This window comes from Bacillus sp. z50 (assembly GCF_058313585.1).
Map to the genome: position 1 here is coordinate 1 of NZ_JBZFQL010000004.1, position 18,940 is coordinate 18,940.

Consider the following 18,940-nt stretch of genomic DNA (forward strand, 5'->3'; position numbering starts at 1 on the left):
TAAAGAAACCAACTGCTAATTCACAGGCTAGTACCCAGGCTACCGTTACATATCAAACAACGGCTAATGTCAATTTAAGGACTGGTGCTTCTAATAAGCATAAAGTAATCCTAACCATTCCGAAAGGGAAAAATGTGACCTATCTCTCCAAATCCGGAAGTTGGTTTAAGGTTAAATATGCTAATAAGACAGGCTTTGTCAACTCGACATACATGAAGAAGTCTGTCATCAAAGAGACAGTACCTAATTATAAAAATGTAAGATATTATAATACGAATATTCATATCTATACAAGTAATCCTAATGCTAATTTAACAGTTTCCAAAGGAAAACCTAATGTTCTTGAACCATTGTCATCTATTAAGCTACCAAATGAACTAGCAAAGATAAACTTAGGCTTTTTTAACTCAAAAATGGAACATGGTGGTTTATTTATGGTAAATGGACAAGTAACCAGTAACCATAATCCTAAATACGTAATTATGGAATATAAAAAGACAGGGAAAATAGATATTCGTAGTATCGCAACACCATTAATAAATCTTCAAGAATTAGAAGATATGAAGGAAAATAATTATTTTGCTGTTGGTACTTCATATTCTTTAGTACAGAACGGCAAAATAAATTTAGCGCATAGTGAGTATTTCTCACACAGTAAAAGCAGGAACCCTCGAACATTGTTTGGTCAGACTAAAGATGGACGGTTTATCATGGCAGTTACAGATGGCCGAATTAATGGGAGTAGTGGTTTAACAGCAAGCCAAAGCGCTGATGTTATGATGAAATTAGGGGCAGTTGAAGCTGTAAATTTAGATGGCGGAGGATCCAGCACCCTATATATCAATGGTAATTTAATTAATAAATTAGGCGAAAGCCCAAGAAAAATTGGCAGTGCTCTCTTTATTACAAAGTAAATAGAATATACAATTATAAAATAAACTCCTAATTGAAATTGGGAGTTTATTTTCACCATATAAGATATGATAAATTTTCGAGGATTCATGCTGCGTACTCCGTTATATCCCGTTTATTATAAAGGATATTAAAAGAATATATACAAACAAAGACTTCTATCTCTTAGACAGATAGAAGTCTTTATTTTATGTTTATTTGCTTGAAATTAATTGGCCTTTTACCGCAATTCGTTTAGTTCCACTTAATGTACAAGTAATTAACGTTATCTCCCTTTTTCCCGGGGTATCATTTAATACTTCTACTTCTTGGGGATCTATAATAATTTTTGATTCAACTTGATAAACAAATTCATTCTTTTCATCTATCAAGTAGATAACATCACCCTTCTCCACTTCACCTAAACGATTAAAATGTCTGCCATATACCGCACTATTATGGCCAGCAATAGTGAAATTTGCTTGTCCAGGTACCTGGTTCGTTTTAATCTGGGTTAAGGCAACATCCAAGCTTTCCTGTGTTGTTTCAGGTAACACAGGTGCCTCCAAATTAATGGATGGGATTGTAAGCGTGAGAACATCTGAAAGATCTGCTTCATTGATATTTAAAGATGAGCTCACTTCTTCTTTGATTAACTCTGAATCAGCCAAATTATCCGTATTTTTGATTGTTTCTAATGCAGATTGTAATTGATTAATGTCTTCTTTTTGCTTTTCTTCAATGTAAAAAGAATACAGCAAGCAACCAATACCAATCAGTAATAACAAACCACCAATTTTTTTCATATCGACTCAATCAGTTCTTCGCGCGTTTAGTCAAAAATATAACTCCCGCGAATACGAAAATAAGACCAAGTACAATTAAAGCCCTAGTAAGAGCATCACCTGTTTGCGGTAGCCCATTAAGGAACATGCCCTCACCTGTCTGCTGTTTACTGTCAGACCCAGTCATAACTTCATCAGAAGAAATTGCATTGGAATCTGAATCAGAATCAACTAGTTGATTAGATGAATCACTATCACTTGGTGATCCAGGCATTATAGATTGATTGATGAGAGTATTTTCAAATTCAATTACTACTTTCTTACTGCTGTTAATTTCAACTTTTTTCACTTCATCTGAAAGCTGGTATCCTTTTGGCGCTTTCGTTTCTTTAATCTCGTAGGTTCCATATGATAAGTTCTCAAAGTTCAAACTACCATTTTTATCTGTTTTTCCTGTCTTAATAACTTTTCCATCTAGATAGAGTTCAAACTCTGCTCCTTCAAGAACTTTTTTATCTTTGGAATCGATTTTTTTGAGTTCGATAGATCCTGTTGGATCCTTGATTGCTTCATCTTGGATTTTACCTAAATTTAGAAGGCTTTTATTCACTTCAATTTTTGTGATTTTATCAGATAACTGATAGCCTTCTGGCGCTTTAATTTCCTTAAAATAATATGTTCCATATCGGACATCTGTAAATCTTACCAGCCCATCGTTGTTAGATGTTGCTTTATACTTTGCCTCTCCCTGGCATTCTTCATTATCGTAGAGAGCAAAGACCGCTCCTTCTAAGCCTTTACCTGTTTCTTTATCCACTTTGGTGAATTCGATTGTTCCAGTTAGTGCTTCGTCTTCAATTTTATCTAAATTTAGGTGGCTGCTATTCACTTCAATTGGCAAAATTTTAACGGAAGCTTGATAGCCTTCTGGTGCTTTAATTTCCTTTAAATAATATTTTCCATATCGAACACCTGCAAATCTTACCAACCCATCGTTGTTAGATGTTGCTTTATACTTTGCCTCTCCCTTACATTCCGCATTATCGTAGAGAGCAAAGACCGCTCCTTCTAAGCCTTTACCTGTTTCTTTATCCACTTTGGTGAACTGGATCGTTCCTACCAATTCCTTGATTCGTTCATTGGTAAACTTACCTGTAGTTACAAGTTCTTTATCTACTGTAACAGCTCTGATTTCCCCAGATAGCTGATAGTCTTCCGGTGCTGTGAGTTCCTTCACATAATATGTGCCATATGTGAGTTGCTCGAATTTTACTACCCCTTCTGTATCAGATGTCGCTTTAGCCTTCGGCTCTCCCTCGCAATTTTTGTTATCGAAAAGACCAAAGACCGCTCCTTCCAACCCATGACCTTTCTCTTTATCCACTTTGGTAAACTCAATAGTTCCTACCAATTCCTTGATTCGTTCATTGGTAAACTTACCTGTAGTTACAAGTTCTTTATCTACTGTAACAGCTCTGATTTCCCCAGATAGCTGATAGTCTTCCGGTGCTGTGAGTTCCTTCACATAATATGTGCCATATGTGAGTTGCTCGAATTTTACTACCCCTTCTGTATCAGATGTCGCTTTAGCCTTCGGCTCTCCCTCGCAATTTTTGTTATCGAAAAGACCAAAGACCGCTCCTTCCAACCCATGACCTTTCTCTTTATCCACTTTGGTGAATTCGATAGATCCTTTTGGTTCCTCTTTCCGTACGTTTTCCAGAGTAATCTCTGCATCTGGATTTTCCTCATTGACTATTATTTCTTTCATACCTGTTAATAGCTCGTATCCCTCTGGTGCTTGGATTTCCTTCAGATAGTACGTACCAAAGGAGAGGTTCTCAAATTTCACTACCCCATTTTCATCAGATGTTTGTTCACCTACCGATTGACCTGTACCTTCTGGATTATCGTACAGGCGCAGGACGGCTCCTTTTAGTTTCTTATCTGTTCCTGTTTCAACCTTGGTGATTTGGATGGATCCATTAGGTTCCTCTTTCCGTATGTTTTCAAGGGTAAGTTCTACATCTGGATATTCCTCATTGACTATTATTTCTTTCATATCTGTTAATAGCTCATAGCCTTCTGGGGGTTGTACTTCCTTCAGGTAGTACGTGCCAAAGGAGAGGTTCTCAAATGTTGCCAACCCATTTTCATCAGATGTTTGTTCACCTACCGGTTGACCCTTACCCTGTGGATTATCGTATAGGTTAAAGATTGCTCCTCCTAGTTTCTTTTCAGTTCCTTTTTCAACCTTGGTGATTTGGATGGATCCTTTTATTTCTTCATCTAAAGGTAAATTTACATTAAACGGGTGATGATGCGTTTCGTAATTTCCCTCGGAAGAGTTAATAAAATCTTTAACTATAACAGTCCCATTTATATTTCCATAACCCGAAGGGATAAATTCAGCTTGGGGTGCCAATAAAGATCCAACCATTTCAAAACCAAATATATCCAGTTTGGTTAACTCAGGAAAATTCCAAAGAATCCTACTACCATTTTTAGTATCTAGGTGTCCTCCATTATTTTTCATTGAAAAGTTACCCATACTCAAATCCGTACCTGAAATATTAATTAAAACTGCAGAATTTTCTGGTACTACTAAATCAAGCAATCCAACGTTTCCACTTGCTAGGTCTTCAGTTGTTAAGTTAAATATATTTAAATCTTGGTCATAACCTCTCAATGTCAAATTGGAACCATTTTTCTCGAGATTTCCATTAGGAGTCAATTGTGACCATTTAGATGATTTGTACGTTAAATCGTTATATACAGCCTCAAAATCAATCAATTCTGTTTTTAAATCTACCCTAAATGGATTTCCTTCTACTTTATTATTGTGTGTCGCACTATGAAATTCATATGTAGCATCTATCCCAATAGCGGTATTCCCTTTAAAATTAGTAAAGTTTTGGGCGTAAAGTGAGTTTCCAACTATTAAATCGTAACGTTCTTTAGATTCCGTCAATTTGTCTCCTATACCATAATTGGTATAATGAGCTTTATTCCCAACAGCAACTCTTCCTTCTGCATCGGAATTCATCTGGATGTGATCATTAAAAACAAAGATATTAAAATCATTCGCTACACCTAAGTTAGTATAAGTGGTTGCAGCATCTGTCTGTGTGTTTGATACCGGCAGCCAAGAAATAAATAGCGAAAATATGATTGAAAAAATAAACAGCTTGTTCTTCATTCTCATTCCTCCAAATATTTTGACATTAGAATTTGTAAAGCAAACTTTTCATCCACCATTTAATAATAAATTAATACTATATTAATATAGTATTAATTTATTAATAATTTTATAAAAAATCAATAAATTATGTATTTAATTAATTATATTATTTAACAAAAAACCAACCCTTAACAGGATTGGTTTTAGTTGCTTACTGTATCTTGAATTGTGTTGATGGCATTAAAAAAACCAATTCCTAATTGGAATTGGTTTTGATTAAGCCACTTTTGCCGTTACATATAAGAAAGTTTTAAACCACCACTTCTCCAAGTGGGTGTTCGCAAAAGCTTTCCTGCTTGTCCTCCAGGTCATATAGACAGAGGCTTGTCATTCCAGCCTTTATAATAAAACTCCCTATTACAGCTTAAAGGTTAAAACTTAAATTATGCATCACGTACAATGTAGCTCGTACTAAGTATAATACTCCTCTTATCGTTTAAATGCAATGGAGATGACTTCCATAATAAATATATAATTTCCAGAAAAATGGAAGTTCATCAAGAGGAACCAACACACAGTACAGGCGGTTAATGAAACTATCTCATTTAAATATTTCTTTTAAAGCATCTTCCAAATTTTTATATTTAAATGTATACCCCACTTGTTCAAGCCTTTCAGGGAGTACCCAACGACTTTTTAGAACAAGCTCCGGCTCCGTTCTAATCAGTATTGCACCTGTCTTAAGCATCCAAGCAGGTGTGGGGAGCCCAAATTTTCTGTTCATACTGTTACGGAGGTGAACCATTAATTCACGATTGGTGACTGGATGGGGTGAAGAACAATTAAATACCCCCTCCAAGTCTTCTCTGTTCTTAAGAAAGAGAACAAGTTGAAATAAATCTTCAATATGTATCCAGCTAAACATTTGTCGTCCAGATCCCTGATACCCTCCAAGACCAAATGTAACGAGATTTTTATACGGAGTCATAACTCCGCCGCTTCCCCCTAATACGATTGCAATTCTTAAGGCAACTTGCCTTGTATGCGGTAGTTCAAAGTTAAAAAATGTTTCTTCCCACGCTTTCGCAACATCGACTGAAAAGCCGCTTCCGATCTCACCCTTTTTCTCTGTCATAGGTCGATCTTCCGCATGTCTGTATATGGTGGCAGTACTGGAATTAATCCACAAAGGAGGTGGAGTCATACACTCAAGGAGGGCACTCCCCAATATAGCTGTTGTTTCAGTTCTAGACATGACTATTTCTAGCTTATTACTGGCATTATAGCGGCAATTCACCGATTTTCCAGCCAAATTAACCAATAACTCGGCCCCTTCAAGCGCTTCCTTTATTTCACCTTTATTATGCCAGTTAATATGTTCGTTGCTTCTGGAAATAACCAGCACATCATATCCCATAGAATGAAATTGCTTCTCAAAATACTGGCCAATAAAACCTGTTCCCCCAGCAATTACGACCTTCTTTCTCATCCACTCATCCCTTTACCTCAAATTTATGAAGTATATCACTAATATTTTATCAAATATTTTACATTCTTTTGAATAAAAGGATTATTATGCGTGCAAGTCAACCATTTGTTTATTAATATACTTCAGATACATATGTACAACATCAAAGTCGTATTGTTGGTAAAGTGTACGGGTACCTACTGCATCTTCTATTTCGTTGAACAGGAATTGCCCGTCCTGGCCGATGAGAAAATCGATTCCTACAAAGTCAAAATCAAATAACTCACCTATTTTATTTACTAAATTCACTTGTTTCTCAGACAAAGTATAACGCTCAGCCTTTCCGCCAAGTGAAAAATTAGACTTAAAGCTGTTGCTGGAATAACGTTTAACAGCTCCAATTATCTCCTTACCCAGTACGAAGACTCTCACATCAACACCTGGAGTATCACACATTTCCTGTAGGATAACATCCCCCTTATTAAGCTCCCCCATCTGCTTAGTTAATTCTGTTTTGCAATCTACTTTAAAAACATCCGTCCCACCATGGCCGCTGTTGGTCTTCAAAATAAGTGGATAATTTAATAGCGACTGTCCCTCAGTGAATGAGATTGCCGTCTTCACAGATTTTATTCCATGGCTGTTAATCATTTGATGTGTTTTAGCTTTATGATTACAAATATCCGTCACTTGAGAATTGTTAAAAACTCTGCACCCCATTAATTCAAAATGAAGGCTTATTTGACTGTCTCGGGTGCGGTTAATGACGAAATCCGGTTGAAGTGAATTCCCCTCCTCCATATAAACGGACAATTTTCCATTATCAATTATTAAACTCAATTCCTCGGCAAATACAAGCTGGATATTTAGATTGTGCTGATTACTATTATTAATAAACTGATTGGCAAACCATTTATTTTTGTCATAATCCTCGCGCTTATAGATCAGTAAGCCTTTAAACATGTCACACCATCCGCAAAATATAATCGAAGATATGCTCAGTTACATCAATACCTGTACAATCATAGATATTTTTTATATGAGCATTTGAATTTACTTCACAAAGAATCGGTTCTTCCTCTTCGCCAAACAAAAGATCCACTCCACTAAAATCAGCTCCGATAATCTTACTTGCCTTAATTGCCAGTTCTTCAAATTCTTTCGGAAGAACATATTCATGCATGACCCCACCATTTGTCACGTTTGCTCTAAAATCTGTTTCGGAAGTTCGCAGCATAGACGCCACCACTTTGTCACCTACCACATGAACTCTTACGTCTCTGCCTTTACTGTTTTTAATGAATTCCTGATAAAGATGTGGGATTTGAAGTAGTTCTTTTCTCTTTTTCTCCAATTCTTCACGGGTTTGTACCAGATACACCTGCTCACCAAAAGATCCGTAGGCCTCTTTAATAACAATCGGATAGGATAATTCCCTTTCAATAAACTCAATAAATGAATGATCCTTTTCCAATGTATTTGTAAAAGTCAGCGGGGAAAATATAGTTTTCGGTAATTTAATTGAATGATCAGCCAGTGCCTGGAATGTCATGATTTTGCTATCACACACTTCAATCACGGAAGCCTTGTTAAACAGTCGATAACCCATCTGTTCCAACTGATTTGCCAGACGAATATCCTTATCCAAGAACAAAATAAAATCCGGCCGTGCATGCTGTCTTTCACTTTTAATAATGGTTTGATTTCCTTCAATAACAGAGAATAATTCTGTATTTTTAACTAAGTCGAGAATGATTCCTTTTTTTGAAGCTGACTCTTTATACCAATCATGGATTTCCATAAATTTTGGAGACAGCAAACTCCCATTATAGATTAACCATCCATACTTTCTTTCCATATTGAGGATGCTCCTTACTATTTATTCGTTTGTTTTATTATATCAAACCAGTGAGAGCTGAAGAATTTCATCATTAATCTAATCGAACAAAGCAACCATTCCAATCATTTTCATATGATGAAATTATCCCTAATTGTCCCGTACGTAAAAATACGTCAAGGAGTTTAATTTATGAACCATTTACTGATTAAATCTGACTTTAAAAAGGGGAATCTTCTTCCGAGGTGGCTGAATGAGGCCTATAACTATTGGAGTTCTACTGTCAGTGACAATCAATTCCCATGTCACTTTGGCATGAAAGCAGAGCGAGATGGCCTCCTCCGCTATACGTATTGTGAGAATCATAATTTTTCTGCGCTTCCACATGCACTTAGCGAATTTCTCAAACTTTCAAGGAAGAATCCATCTATTCGGTATGCATTGGTTCTTTTCGTAGAGCCTGAACTTAATTATCAGCACCTTGATTATGATTATTATAATGCCAATTTTTGGAGTATTTTATCCTATTTGCACGAACAGGATGATAAAGAATGGTCCAATGATATTCCCCTTGATCCAGATGATCCCCATTGGGAATTTGTTTTCAACGGGGAACCTATCTTTGTATCTGGCAATGCTCCTTTTTACCAAAATCGTATTACCCGAAATCTAGGTGATTGCCTAATCATGATTTTTCAGCCAAGAAGAATTTTTGCTGATACGTCTTATACTACTCCACATGGCAGAAAAGCAATTGAGGTTATTAGAAAAAAAGTTGAGAAGATTGAAAACATGCCGTATCATCCAGATTTAGGCGGCTATGAGGATTTATCCAAGAGAGAATGGAAACAGTATTTAATTACGGATGATTGCAATCCAATTAAAGGAACTTGTCCAATGAGGAATACTCTATTATCATCTGGTAAAGGTAATCAGAAAAAGGAAAAACCATGCTAAGTCAGCATGGTTTTTCCTTGATTGCTTATAGTATTTTTTTTAATTTCTGAAGAAGGTTTAATCGTTGTTTGCGCGGGCTTTACCGCCTTTTTCACCAATCTCTTTATAGAAGTCTTTATCATGATTTTTCTTGGTGGCTTCTCCACCCTTTTCGCCAATTTCTTGGTAGAAGTCCTTATCATGATTTTTAGCTGTAGCTTCTCCGCCTTTGCGTCCTGCTTCTTCTCTAGACATTTTGTCTGCCATAAATAATCGCTCCTTTTTAAGAAATTATTTTGTTGCTTACACTACTATATTTATCCTCTTTTAAAAGATAAAAACATAATTACACGCATTTAACCTTTTTGTTATTCTCTTGTTATTCGAACTTAATGTTTAAATTCGAAATAATAGTTTCAGTCGTTGAAATCATACTAGCATTTCATAGTATCTCTCTTACTACCATTTTGTAATCAATATGTTGCCTTTCCTACTTCTCATATTCTAATTTTTACCATACAGTAGTATGATTGTACTGTAGTTTACTATATTGAATGAAAAAGTTAATCAACCTATTTGAAGGAGGTCAGGGAAACATGATAGTAGTCATTATTCTTTTTTTATTTTTACTAATGTTGTTAATTGAAAAATCGAAGTATGAAAATAGCACCTATTAACAAGAAACGAATAACTCCTTTTTAAAAGTAAGGTTTAATACGGGATTATACGGCGAATACCTAATCGTCAGAGTTTTAGATAATCTGAAGGATTTCCACAGAAAACGAAAATTTCCGTTAATAAATGCCGAGAAAAATAATAATCAACATATTCTTTGAATTACGTGTTCCGAATTATTTTTGGGTGAATTCACATCAGCACTTACTTCAAAAGCTTCCATTAATTCAGGATTAAACGGACGTAAATATTGTTTTAGTAAATGCGAATCATGAATCTTTGGATTCAGCCACTTTTGTTCATCTTCCGGGTTAAGAATAACTGGCATCCGGTCATGTATGGAAGACATCAATTCATTGGAGGACGTTGTAATAATGGTACACGTGCATACGGCCTGTCCTTCTGGTGAATTCCATGATTCCCATAAACCTGCCAATCCAAATGGTTCTCCGCTTTTCAATTTAATCCGCATCGGTATTTTTCTTTCAGGCGTTTGCTTCCATTCATAATAGGAATCAGCCACAATTAAACAGCGTTTATTTTGGTATGCCTTCCGAAAACTTGGTTTTTCCGCAAGCGTTTCTGATCGAGCATTGATCAGCTTATATCCTATTTTTTCATCCTTTGCCCACGATGGAATCAATCCCCACCTCAAATAACCTAAGCGATTTTTGGATCCATCATTAATAACGGCAACAATTCTCTGAGACGGTGCAATATTATAACTAACTTGATAATCTGCCTCATCAAAGGCTGCCTCTATATGAAATCGTTCAATAATCGTTTCAAACGTTGAAAATAACGTAAATCTACCACACATATGTATCACCTCATGGCCATTATAACAGTTTTATTTCAGGAACCAAAAAGGCACCCATCTAGGTGCCAGAGCCTTCAATATTTTTTTGCAATTGCTCTATTAGCGTTGTTTACATCGTTTTTAATCAAAGCACTTAAATCATATGCGGGATACATATTATTCTTATACATATAGTTAAATACCTGGCTATGCAAATCAATCATTCCGTTTAGTTGGTTTGTTAATGTCTTTTTCAAAACAGGAGTAGCCGTTTCAGTGATGGCTATCGAATAATTCCGGATTAATGTTTTTGTTAATCCCAATAAATTCCCTGCAAAAAAGCTGGCGTCCGGTTGTTCTCTTTCATCCTCTTCCCTTTGCGGTGCTCTTGGAAAGTATTGCAGCAACTCTTTAATATATCTTTCCAAAACTTTAATTGTAGTCAAATATAGATTTTTCAACTCCTGATTTGGTACATCTCTGACCTTCATTTTCAAGCCTACTAATGCATTTGATGCAAATGCTACTAATTCATGCAATTCCAGTGTTTCATGATATGCAAGTGTATTAGCCAAACAACTTCCCCTCCTTCATTCCTTCACAAAGAGTATATGATTGCTAGGCTTGTCTCTTTCCTTCTTTTTATCTTGGTAAATATCTTCTACTATCAAGGTTCATTAAACGGATGATTATTTAATGATGATTAACAACTTCAACAAAAACAAACATCGAACATACGTTTCTTTTTTGTTGTATAAGAAACGTATGTTCGTATATAATGAAAATAGGAGGTGAAGATAAATGAATGATTTACTTAGGAGCATGAGAGAACAAATTCCCATCGATATCATCTATGTCTCGAATAAAAATATTTTTACAAAACGCCGTATTCTGGTTAAATCAATGGGTGAGCAACTGATTCGTGCCTATTGTTTTAACCGCAAACTCTATCGAACATTTAAGAAGGAACAAATCTTATCTACCCAACTCGTTTATCAATCCCAGCGGTCATCATAAAAAGAAAAAGAAGAGGTTCCCCCCCTTCCCTTAGCCAATCATTTCTTCATGATCTATATCTTCAATTTCATCCTCGGACAGGGATTCCTCTTTATCACGCAGACGATGAGCTAATCTGGAAGCAGCACTTGCTGCAATTGCAGCGACCAAATCATCAAGGAATGTATTTACGCCTCTTCCCTCTTTCTTCGTATCTAAATATCGGATAATCCCCACTTTATTCTTATCCAGGTGACCAAATGTTGTCACACCAATACTTCCATAACCGAGCACAGCTCCTAAGGCAATGGTTTCATCCACACCAAATAAGGACTCATCAGACTCAACAATAGACTGCAATGGCTCTGACAGCATGCCCTTTTCAGCTAATCGATCTAATTCAATACCTACAAGAAGGGCATGCTGAATTTCACGTTTCATCAGGACACGTTCTATACTATATATGCATTCATCCAGAGTTAAATTATCATTATAAGGAAATTGCATTTCATAAACAATTTCAGCGATTGCTTCAAGTGTAACACCTCGACTTTGCAAGGCAAGTTTAGCAGCATTTGTCACTGTTTTACTATGTACACGTTTTTTAATCATATCTCTATTACTCCTTTTTACACTTTCATCCATTATACCATCAGAATCTTCATAATATCACAAATCTCCTGATTATTATATACAAGTTAGAGTATGCTAAAATATACCTGAAAAGAATAACAGGGGGTGAGCTCATTGGCATTAAAAGCCGGAACAATTAAGGGTATATCTTTTAACAGCAAGGAATTAAATGAGGAAATCGAACTCCTTGTATATTTACCTTCAGCCTTTTCCCATCTGTATAAGTATTCCGTCCTGATTGCACAGGATGGTAAAGATTATTTCCAATTAGGCAAAATTGGACGAGCTGCAGATGAGCTTTTAGAAAGGCAAGAAATAGAAAATATAATCATTATAGGTGTCCCTTATAAAAATGTTGAAGATCGCTGGAATAAATATCATCCTGACGGCCTGAAGCATACTGCCTATAAAAGGTTTCTTGCACATGAACTTGTTCCATATATTGATGCCGAATATCCGACCTACCAAATGGGGCTGAGCCGCGCCCTAATCGGAGACTCCCTGGCAGCTACTGTTTCATTAATGGCAGCTATGGATTATCCCAATACATTCGGCAAGATTGCATTGCATTCCCCACTTGTAAACGAGTCCGTACTATCAGCAGTGGAGTCTTTTCAGTTCCCGCATTTAACGCAAATCTACCATACGATTGGAAAGAATGAAACAACAGTACAAACATCTAAAGATGGGATCATAGATTTTGTACAACCTAATCAGGAACTTAACTCGATTATTGAAAGCAAAGGCTTTCCGGTCTTTTACGAAGAGATTGATGGAGACCATACCTGGAGGGCATGGCAGTCAGATATGAAGAGGACACTTACCTGGCTCTTTCACAGGACATAATTAGCAAGGAAATTTTTTTGAATATTTGCTATAATGAAGTAATATCTAATTTTACAAAATAAGTCAGGGGGTTCTTACATGAATTTTGGAATTGCTATTTTCCCTTCAAAAAATTTGCAAGACATTGTAAACTCATATAGAAAGCGTTATGACTCACATTACTCTCGTATATCTCCTCATGTCACATTAAAATCTGAATTCACAGCCACAGATGAGCAAATCAAGGAAATTTCAGCTAAACTCGAGGAGATTGCAAACCAACACCAGCCTTTTACATTAAAGGTCTTAAAAGTTAGCACCTTCCAACCAGTCAATAATGTGATTTATTTAAAAATTGACCCTACTGCCGAATTAAGTGCACTTCACGAAGATTTCCATAATGATATTCTGGGCAAAGATAAAAAATACAAATTTGTTCCGCATATTACTATTGGTCAAGATTTATCTGACAAGGAACATAACGATATTCTCGGACAACTGCGTCTCATGAAATTCGAACACGAAGAAGTAGTTGATCACTTCCATTTACTCTATCAAACTGAAAATGGGGCATGGAAAGTATATGAAACATACCAATTAAGAAAGGACAACTGATCACGATGAACATCAAGATTGTATCAGAAAAAGAAGAATTGGATCAGGTATTTTCGGTACGTACTAAAGTTTTTGTAGATGAACAAAATGTACCTGAAGAAGAAGAAATTGATCATTTAGAAGAGGAATCTACACATTTTCTCGTAATAGATGAGGAAAGTAATCCAATAGGTGCCGGACGCTTCAGGGTGGTTGATAGCTATGGAAAAGTCGAAAGGATTTGTATCTTACCAGATTTCCGCTCAAAAGGGGTGGGCAAAGATTTAATGAATGCCATAGAACAATATGCCCTATCTAAACAAATTGAGATCCTTAAATTAAACGCTCAAAACCAGGCGATCCCTTTTTATGAAAAACTCGGTTACTCAGTTATATCCGATGAATTTTTAGATGCCGGCATCCCTCATCACACTATGAAGAAACATATTTAAGACTGCAGCCGACTGCAGTCTTAAGTGTTTATACTCATAAACATTAAAGGAAAGCAGCGTATTAAAATACGCTGCTTTCCATATGTATAGAGTGATTTTAAATGTATGGTTTAAATACTTTCATTAATAAATTGACCGACCCCAGTCATTTCAGTAGCGGTTTTTTTGACTATTTCTGTCGGCACATAATTTTTGTAAATGCGATTAGATGAACCTCTAAAATCGTCTGAATTGATTTCCCTGTCAAATGAATCCCGTTCTTCATTCTTGCGATGGAATCTGATTGGCTGTACAGGCTGAAAGCACGAGATCATATTTTTAGTCAGCTTCTCCGCTGCAATCGTTCTGTTCGTGTACTGTATGTATTCGTATTGCGTGATTGGACTTATGTACCCCATTCCTTTTCCACCTCACTTTTTTATCCTTTTTTTACTTTTATTACCCGCTTTTTAAGGGAATAAAACTACTATCCTCTTTTGTAATATATGATTCGATTTGATAAGATGATATTTGTCTGTCGTTTTTAAAATTTTTTATATAAATGAGGAATATGATGAAAACAGCTAATTGGAAAAACGAATCTATCTCTTTACTCACATGGCCCAAGGAGGCATTTGCTCGTATTCATGAAGCTGGAAAAAATGGTGAACTTCAATGTAATCATTGTGGTCAACCTGTTTATATGTATCTTGGAATCCATGAAGAACCATATTTTATTCATCGTGATTCTTCACGTCCTCCTTGTGTGGACAAAACTGAGAAAACGAATCCGGCAGTGAATGAAGCTTCAGTGGAATACGGAGGATTTCGCTTACCCCAATCCAGGTCCATTACCAATTGCTCTGATGAAACTATCTGGCAAGGACCAAAGTCCATTACAAGTCTGCCATCCTATAATGAAAAACATCTGCCTGGGGTGAATAGCAATCATCCATTCATCGACATTCTGAGTGCCCACGGCTGGTTATTGGACGATCAACAAGCAAATGCTGTCGTAACGGATGCAAGACATTTACTCGTTCTTGCAGGAGCAGGCAGTGGAAAAACCCGTGTTTTGACTGCTCGGACAGCCTTTTTACTATTAGAAAAACAAACGGATCCTAAATCGGTGATGCTCGTTACGTTTACATCTAAAGCAGCTGCTGAGATGAAAAGCAGGCTACAGCAAATGCCCGGTGTAACTCCCTTTATGCTGCAGCATGTATTTACCGGTACCTTCCATTCCATTTTTTATCGAATTCTTTTACAACATGAACCTCAAAAATGGCATTCAAGTAAATTGATAAAATTTGATGGGGAGAAAGAATATGTCCTAAAAATAGCAGCTTCAGAATTAGGAATCGATGAACGGGAATTTGCATTTGATCAAGCCTTACAGCAAATCAGCAGATGGAAAAACGATTTATTATCTCCTCAGGATATTCATCCTGCTGACGATTGGGAAGTCAATTGCCAGGAGCTTTATAAAAAATACGAATCATATAAAGAAATAAATAATAAATTCGATTTTGATGATATGCAAACAGGCTGTTATCAACTTTTAAAAGAGAATGAACAGATTCTTAATTTTTATCGAAACCGGTTCAAACACTTTCTAATCGATGAGTTTCAAGATATTAATAAGGTACAATATGAGATTGTTAGACTGCTTGCTTCAAATGCAGAATCTGCATGTTTTGTAGGCGACGATGATCAGGCCATTTATTCATTCCGTGGCAGTGATTCTGCCTTTTTACAAAACCTGAAGCTTGACTACGATTATCTCGAAACCATAATCTTGTCAGCTAATTACCGTTCTGGGCATAAAATCATTCAAACAGCCAACAAGATTGTTTCTCAAAATAAAACAAGAACACCAAAAAAAATGGTGGCTACACATGATCAATCACCTTCTCCGGTTTTATTTTATCCATTTGATGAAGAATCTGAGGCAATCATGATTATGACCGACATAACCGAAAAAATAAGGCATGGAGCAAACCCAGAGGATTTTGCGATTCTTTATCGTACCAATACAATGAGCCGTGCTATTTTTGAAAAGCTTGCATCTTCAAGTCTTCCATTTCGGGTGGATTCTGACTATGATTCCTTTTATACAAGAAAGACTGTGCGCAGTATTTTGGCCTTTATGAAAGCAAGTATAAATCCAGATGATCCGGGAATGCTACAGGATTTATTACCGCCGCTATATTTGAAAAAGTCGGCAGTCCAGGATGCTAAAGCTCTATCCATCCTGAATGATTGCACTTTGCTCGAGGCACTTCGATTCCTCAATAATTTAAAACCGTTCCAAATGCGAGCAATAGATAAAGCTGTCTCTGTCATCCATTCACTTAAGGATTTGTCTCCATCAACTGCTATCGAGATGATAGAAAAAGAACTCGGTTTTGGGGCCTACCTCAAAAAGCGGGGGAATGAAGGCAATAAAATGGACAAAGGGTCGGACGATATCAAGGATGTGAAAATTGCTGCAAGACGCTTTGATACAGTGCTGGAATTTATTCTTCATGCGGATCATATGACAGCCATGTCAAAAGAGATTAAATCAATGTCTAAAAAAACAATAAATGCTATTCAGCTGAGCACCATCCATCGTTCAAAAGGACTTGAATATAAATATGTTTATATTCTTGGCTGCGTAGACGGAAACATGCCTCATGATTATGCTCTGGAATCTTGGCGTGACGGTGACAGGAAACCTATGGAGGAAGAAAGACGGTTATTATATGTAGCGGTAACACGCGCATGCTCGGGATTATATATTTCCATACCGGAAAATAGACGTTCAAAACGGGCAAGATCTTCCCGTTTCTTAACGATTTTAAAAGGGGAGCCCTCTTACAAAGAAGAACTGATTACCAAATAACCGAGTAATACAGATCGGCAGTTTGAGTCAAATCAAATGTTCTTCATATGTAAAGGTGGCTCCTTTACTCATTTTTTATTATTCATCATATTGGCAATTGTATTAAAATCTAATGATTTCCCATCCTTAATGATTGATTGTACCAACTGGTCCTCTACATCCTTCGGTACAGGCTTGTTTGCAATTTGCGAAACCCTCTTAATGACGTTGCGGACTGTTTTTTCATCTTTAAAATTTGCATTTTGTAAGGAATTAGCCAGCTCCATTACATCTTTCATATTTACGCCTGTTTTCTTTTCCATATTTTTAAAGAATCCATTATCCATAATTCAGCCTCCTTATCGTTACTGCTATCATATGAAAGAAAATAGGAAAGGTGAGACTCATTTCTCCATGCAAAAAAGGGATTCAGTATAGACTGAAATCCCTTTCTTTCATTTACTAATTGTAAATACTTAATTAACAGTAGGGCATAGAAGAGGTTTTAGGTCTCTTCTATGCATTTCAATTATTATTAGCAGAAGCTAGCGCCAACAATAATTAACAAGATAAATAGTACAACGATTAGTACGAAAGTAGAACCGTAGCCACCGCCGTAGCTACCACCACCGCCGTATCCATAGCCGCCACCGCAGCTGCTTCCGCCGCCGCCGTATCCATAACAACCAAACATGTAAGTCACCTCGCTTTCGCTTAGTACACTCATAACATATGTTAAAAGTGTTTCCTCGGTTTGGGCTAATCTCCATATAAGAATACCCAAATATTAAAATCGGCAATAATACCTTGAATTACTGTAAATATATCTTTTACACTAAAAGAAAACAGTAAGGAGTCATACACATGGCTATAGAGTGGAAAGAAGTAACAGAATTAGAGGATGAACTATTAAGGAAAGCATTATCTTTATATCATGATTGTTTTCCTGAATACGTGCGTGAAGATGAATGCGTATTTTACGAGTCCATCAGACAACGCGAGAAAAATACACCCAACAAATTCCATTTTTTAGTTGGAATCCTAGACGATAAAGTAATCTGTTTCTCAACTGCCCATTATTTAGCTCAAGTAAATAGCGGTTACATTGTTTATATAGCAGCCGATCCGAAAGAACGCGGGAAAGGCTTAGGGAAACAAACACTTTTAAAAATGGAGAAACTACTTAAAGAAGATGCCGTACATGCTGGGTACCCATCCTTAAAGGGAATCTTCCTCGAAACTGAAAGAGAAATTGATGCGCAAAACGAAGAAGAATACAAAGAAACCATAAATCGCCTTCAATTCTTTAACCATCTTGGCTTTTCACCTATAAAAGGATACCAGTATGTCCAACCACCACTATATACTGGACAAACTCCGGTGCCTTTATATCTCGCATTTAAAAAGTTAACTCGCGGAGAAGATATTAATTATGATCAAGTTGTTACAGCAATCTATCATGAAAAATATCATAAAATGAATAAAATTTCCTTAGCTGTACTTGATGAATGCATAACGTCTCAGAGGAATATTTCGGAAACCATCCAATAGCGGAAACAAAAAAGGGTTCTTTGGGGGCATAGGTGCCTGAAAAGTGGTCGGTAGGTGTTTGATAGTAGAACTTTCCTCGGGACTTCACCTATCTTTCACCCGCCTATCCCCCTGTATAGCCCGGGCATAGGTGCCTCATAGGTCGGTTATAGCTGCTTTTCCCAGGACTTCACCTACCTTTCACCCGCCTATCCCCCGGTATAGCCCGGGCATAGGTGCCTCATAGGTGGGGTATAGCTGCTTTTCCCATGACTTCACCTACCTTTCACCCACCTATCCCCCGGTATAGCCCGGGCATAGGTGCCTCATAGGTGGGGCATAGCTGCTTTCTCCTGGACTTCACACACCTATCGCACACCTTTGGAGCACCTTTGGCGCATACACAAATACCCCGGCTATCGCCGGGGTATTGCTATTCAATATTTAACTCATTAATGCCAGCCTTTTCATCTGTTATCAATGATTCGCAGCA

General features: G+C 36.8%; 19 protein-coding genes, 1 other RNA gene and 1 pseudogene. 8 read left to right on the forward strand and 13 right to left on the reverse strand.

From position 1 onward, the window contains the following. Positions 1-914, forward strand: a 914-nt coding sequence (locus AC4G3N_RS12550; RefSeq protein ID WP_491090303.1) for a phosphodiester glycosidase family protein, incomplete at its 5' end; no start/stop codon positions are given. A gap of 192 nt (positions 915-1,106) precedes the next feature. Here AC4G3N_RS12550 and AC4G3N_RS12555 read toward each other — a convergent pair. The 6 genes from AC4G3N_RS12555 to AC4G3N_RS12580 form a co-directional block, all read right to left on the reverse strand. Next, entirely contained in the window at positions 1,107-1,697 is a 591-nt protein-coding gene (locus AC4G3N_RS12555; RefSeq protein WP_148629474.1) for a class D sortase, read from the reverse strand. 10 nt (positions 1,698-1,707) lie between these two features. After that, positions 1,708-4,875 (reverse strand): SpaA isopeptide-forming pilin-related protein, encoded by a 3,168-nt coding sequence (locus AC4G3N_RS12560; protein WP_491090304.1) that lies wholly within the window; start codon positions 4,873-4,875, stop codon positions 1,708-1,710. A 256-nt stretch (positions 4,876-5,131) separates the two neighbouring features. Then, positions 5,132-5,328: non-coding RNA, 6S RNA (gene ssrS, locus AC4G3N_RS12565), on the reverse strand. Positions 5,329-5,458: 130 nt separating this feature from the next. Then, on the reverse strand, positions 5,459-6,346 hold the full coding sequence (locus AC4G3N_RS12570; RefSeq protein ID WP_491090305.1) for a TIGR01777 family oxidoreductase: 888 nt from the start codon (positions 6,344-6,346) through the stop codon (positions 5,459-5,461). An 84-nt stretch (positions 6,347-6,430) separates the two neighbouring features. Beyond that, positions 6,431-7,288, reverse strand: a complete 858-nt coding sequence (locus AC4G3N_RS12575) for an ATP-grasp domain-containing protein (protein WP_491090306.1) — start codon at positions 7,286-7,288, stop codon at positions 6,431-6,433. 1 nt (position 7,289) lies between these two features. After that, the gene (locus AC4G3N_RS12580) at positions 7,290-8,183 is read right to left on the reverse strand and encodes an ATP-grasp domain-containing protein (protein ID WP_066101330.1); all 894 of its coding nucleotides are present in this window, start codon (positions 8,181-8,183) and stop codon (positions 7,290-7,292) included. Between the two features lie 171 nt (positions 8,184-8,354). On the opposite strand from AC4G3N_RS12580, the gene AC4G3N_RS12585 reads away from it, so the two are divergent. After that, positions 8,355-9,119 carry a YqcI/YcgG family protein gene (locus AC4G3N_RS12585; protein WP_491090307.1) on the forward strand — a complete coding sequence of 255 codons (765 nt, stop codon included), beginning with the start codon at positions 8,355-8,357 and terminating at the stop codon, positions 9,117-9,119. Between the two features lie 63 nt (positions 9,120-9,182). Here AC4G3N_RS12585 and AC4G3N_RS12590 read toward each other — a convergent pair. The 3 genes and pseudogenes from AC4G3N_RS12590 to AC4G3N_RS12600 form a co-directional block, all read right to left on the reverse strand. After that, positions 9,183-9,365: pseudogene (locus tag AC4G3N_RS12590) on the reverse strand (KGG domain-containing protein); the annotation flags it as partial. Positions 9,366-9,918: 553 nt separating this feature from the next. Then, positions 9,919-10,593, reverse strand: a complete 675-nt coding sequence (locus tag AC4G3N_RS12595) for an SOS response-associated peptidase (protein ID WP_066101340.1) — start codon at positions 10,591-10,593, stop codon at positions 9,919-9,921. A gap of 74 nt (positions 10,594-10,667) precedes the next feature. Continuing rightward, a complete protein-coding gene (locus AC4G3N_RS12600; RefSeq protein ID WP_225983664.1) occupies positions 10,668-11,147 on the reverse strand; it encodes a spore coat protein in 480 nt (159 codons plus the stop codon). 226 nt (positions 11,148-11,373) lie between these two features. Between AC4G3N_RS12600 and AC4G3N_RS12605 the strand changes: the two genes are divergently transcribed. Next, positions 11,374-11,589 carry a hypothetical protein gene (locus AC4G3N_RS12605; RefSeq protein WP_066101348.1) on the forward strand — a complete coding sequence of 72 codons (216 nt, stop codon included), beginning with the start codon at positions 11,374-11,376 and terminating at the stop codon, positions 11,587-11,589. A 30-nt stretch (positions 11,590-11,619) separates the two neighbouring features. On the opposite strand, the gene AC4G3N_RS12610 is transcribed toward AC4G3N_RS12605, so the two are convergent. Continuing rightward, the gene (locus tag AC4G3N_RS12610; protein ID WP_139891415.1) at positions 11,620-12,180 is read right to left on the reverse strand and encodes a phosphatidylglycerophosphatase A family protein; all 561 of its coding nucleotides are present in this window, start codon (positions 12,178-12,180) and stop codon (positions 11,620-11,622) included. A 135-nt stretch (positions 12,181-12,315) separates the two neighbouring features. On the opposite strand from AC4G3N_RS12610, the gene AC4G3N_RS12615 reads away from it, so the two are divergent. The 3 genes from AC4G3N_RS12615 to AC4G3N_RS12625 all read left to right on the forward strand — a co-directional run bounded on the left by AC4G3N_RS12615 (position 12,316) and on the right by AC4G3N_RS12625 (position 14,072). Further along, on the forward strand, positions 12,316-13,047 hold the full coding sequence (locus AC4G3N_RS12615; protein ID WP_139891416.1) for an alpha/beta hydrolase: 732 nt from the start codon (positions 12,316-12,318) through the stop codon (positions 13,045-13,047). A 78-nt stretch (positions 13,048-13,125) separates the two neighbouring features. After that, positions 13,126-13,641 carry a 2'-5' RNA ligase family protein gene (locus AC4G3N_RS12620; protein ID WP_066101354.1) on the forward strand — a complete coding sequence of 172 codons (516 nt, stop codon included), beginning with the start codon at positions 13,126-13,128 and terminating at the stop codon, positions 13,639-13,641. 5 nt (positions 13,642-13,646) lie between these two features. Next, complete coding sequence (locus AC4G3N_RS12625; protein ID WP_066101357.1) at positions 13,647-14,072, forward strand: GNAT family N-acetyltransferase; 426 nt, start codon at positions 13,647-13,649, stop codon at positions 14,070-14,072. A gap of 110 nt (positions 14,073-14,182) precedes the next feature. On the opposite strand, the gene AC4G3N_RS12630 is transcribed toward AC4G3N_RS12625, so the two are convergent. After that, positions 14,183-14,470, reverse strand: coding sequence for a hypothetical protein (locus AC4G3N_RS12630; protein WP_066101360.1), 288 nt, complete (start codon positions 14,468-14,470; stop codon positions 14,183-14,185). A 155-nt stretch (positions 14,471-14,625) separates the two neighbouring features. On the opposite strand from AC4G3N_RS12630, the gene AC4G3N_RS12635 reads away from it, so the two are divergent. After that, positions 14,626-16,938, forward strand: a complete 2,313-nt coding sequence (locus AC4G3N_RS12635) for a UvrD-helicase domain-containing protein (RefSeq protein WP_066101363.1) — start codon at positions 14,626-14,628, stop codon at positions 16,936-16,938. A 68-nt stretch (positions 16,939-17,006) separates the two neighbouring features. Here AC4G3N_RS12635 and spoVIF read toward each other — a convergent pair whose 3' ends face one another. Continuing rightward, positions 17,007-17,264 (reverse strand): sporulation-specific transcription regulator SpoVIF, encoded by a 258-nt coding sequence (spoVIF, locus tag AC4G3N_RS12640; protein WP_066101365.1) that lies wholly within the window; start codon positions 17,262-17,264, stop codon positions 17,007-17,009. Positions 17,265-17,452: 188 nt separating this feature from the next. Continuing rightward, positions 17,453-17,611 carry a YjcZ family sporulation protein gene (locus tag AC4G3N_RS12645; protein WP_066101369.1) on the reverse strand — a complete coding sequence of 53 codons (159 nt, stop codon included), beginning with the start codon at positions 17,609-17,611 and terminating at the stop codon, positions 17,453-17,455. Positions 17,612-17,781: 170 nt separating this feature from the next. On the opposite strand from AC4G3N_RS12645, the gene AC4G3N_RS12650 reads away from it, so the two are divergent. Continuing rightward, positions 17,782-18,468, forward strand: a complete 687-nt coding sequence (locus AC4G3N_RS12650; protein ID WP_490558183.1) for a GNAT family N-acetyltransferase — start codon at positions 17,782-17,784, stop codon at positions 18,466-18,468. The last annotated feature ends 472 nt before the right edge of the window (positions 18,469-18,940 follow it).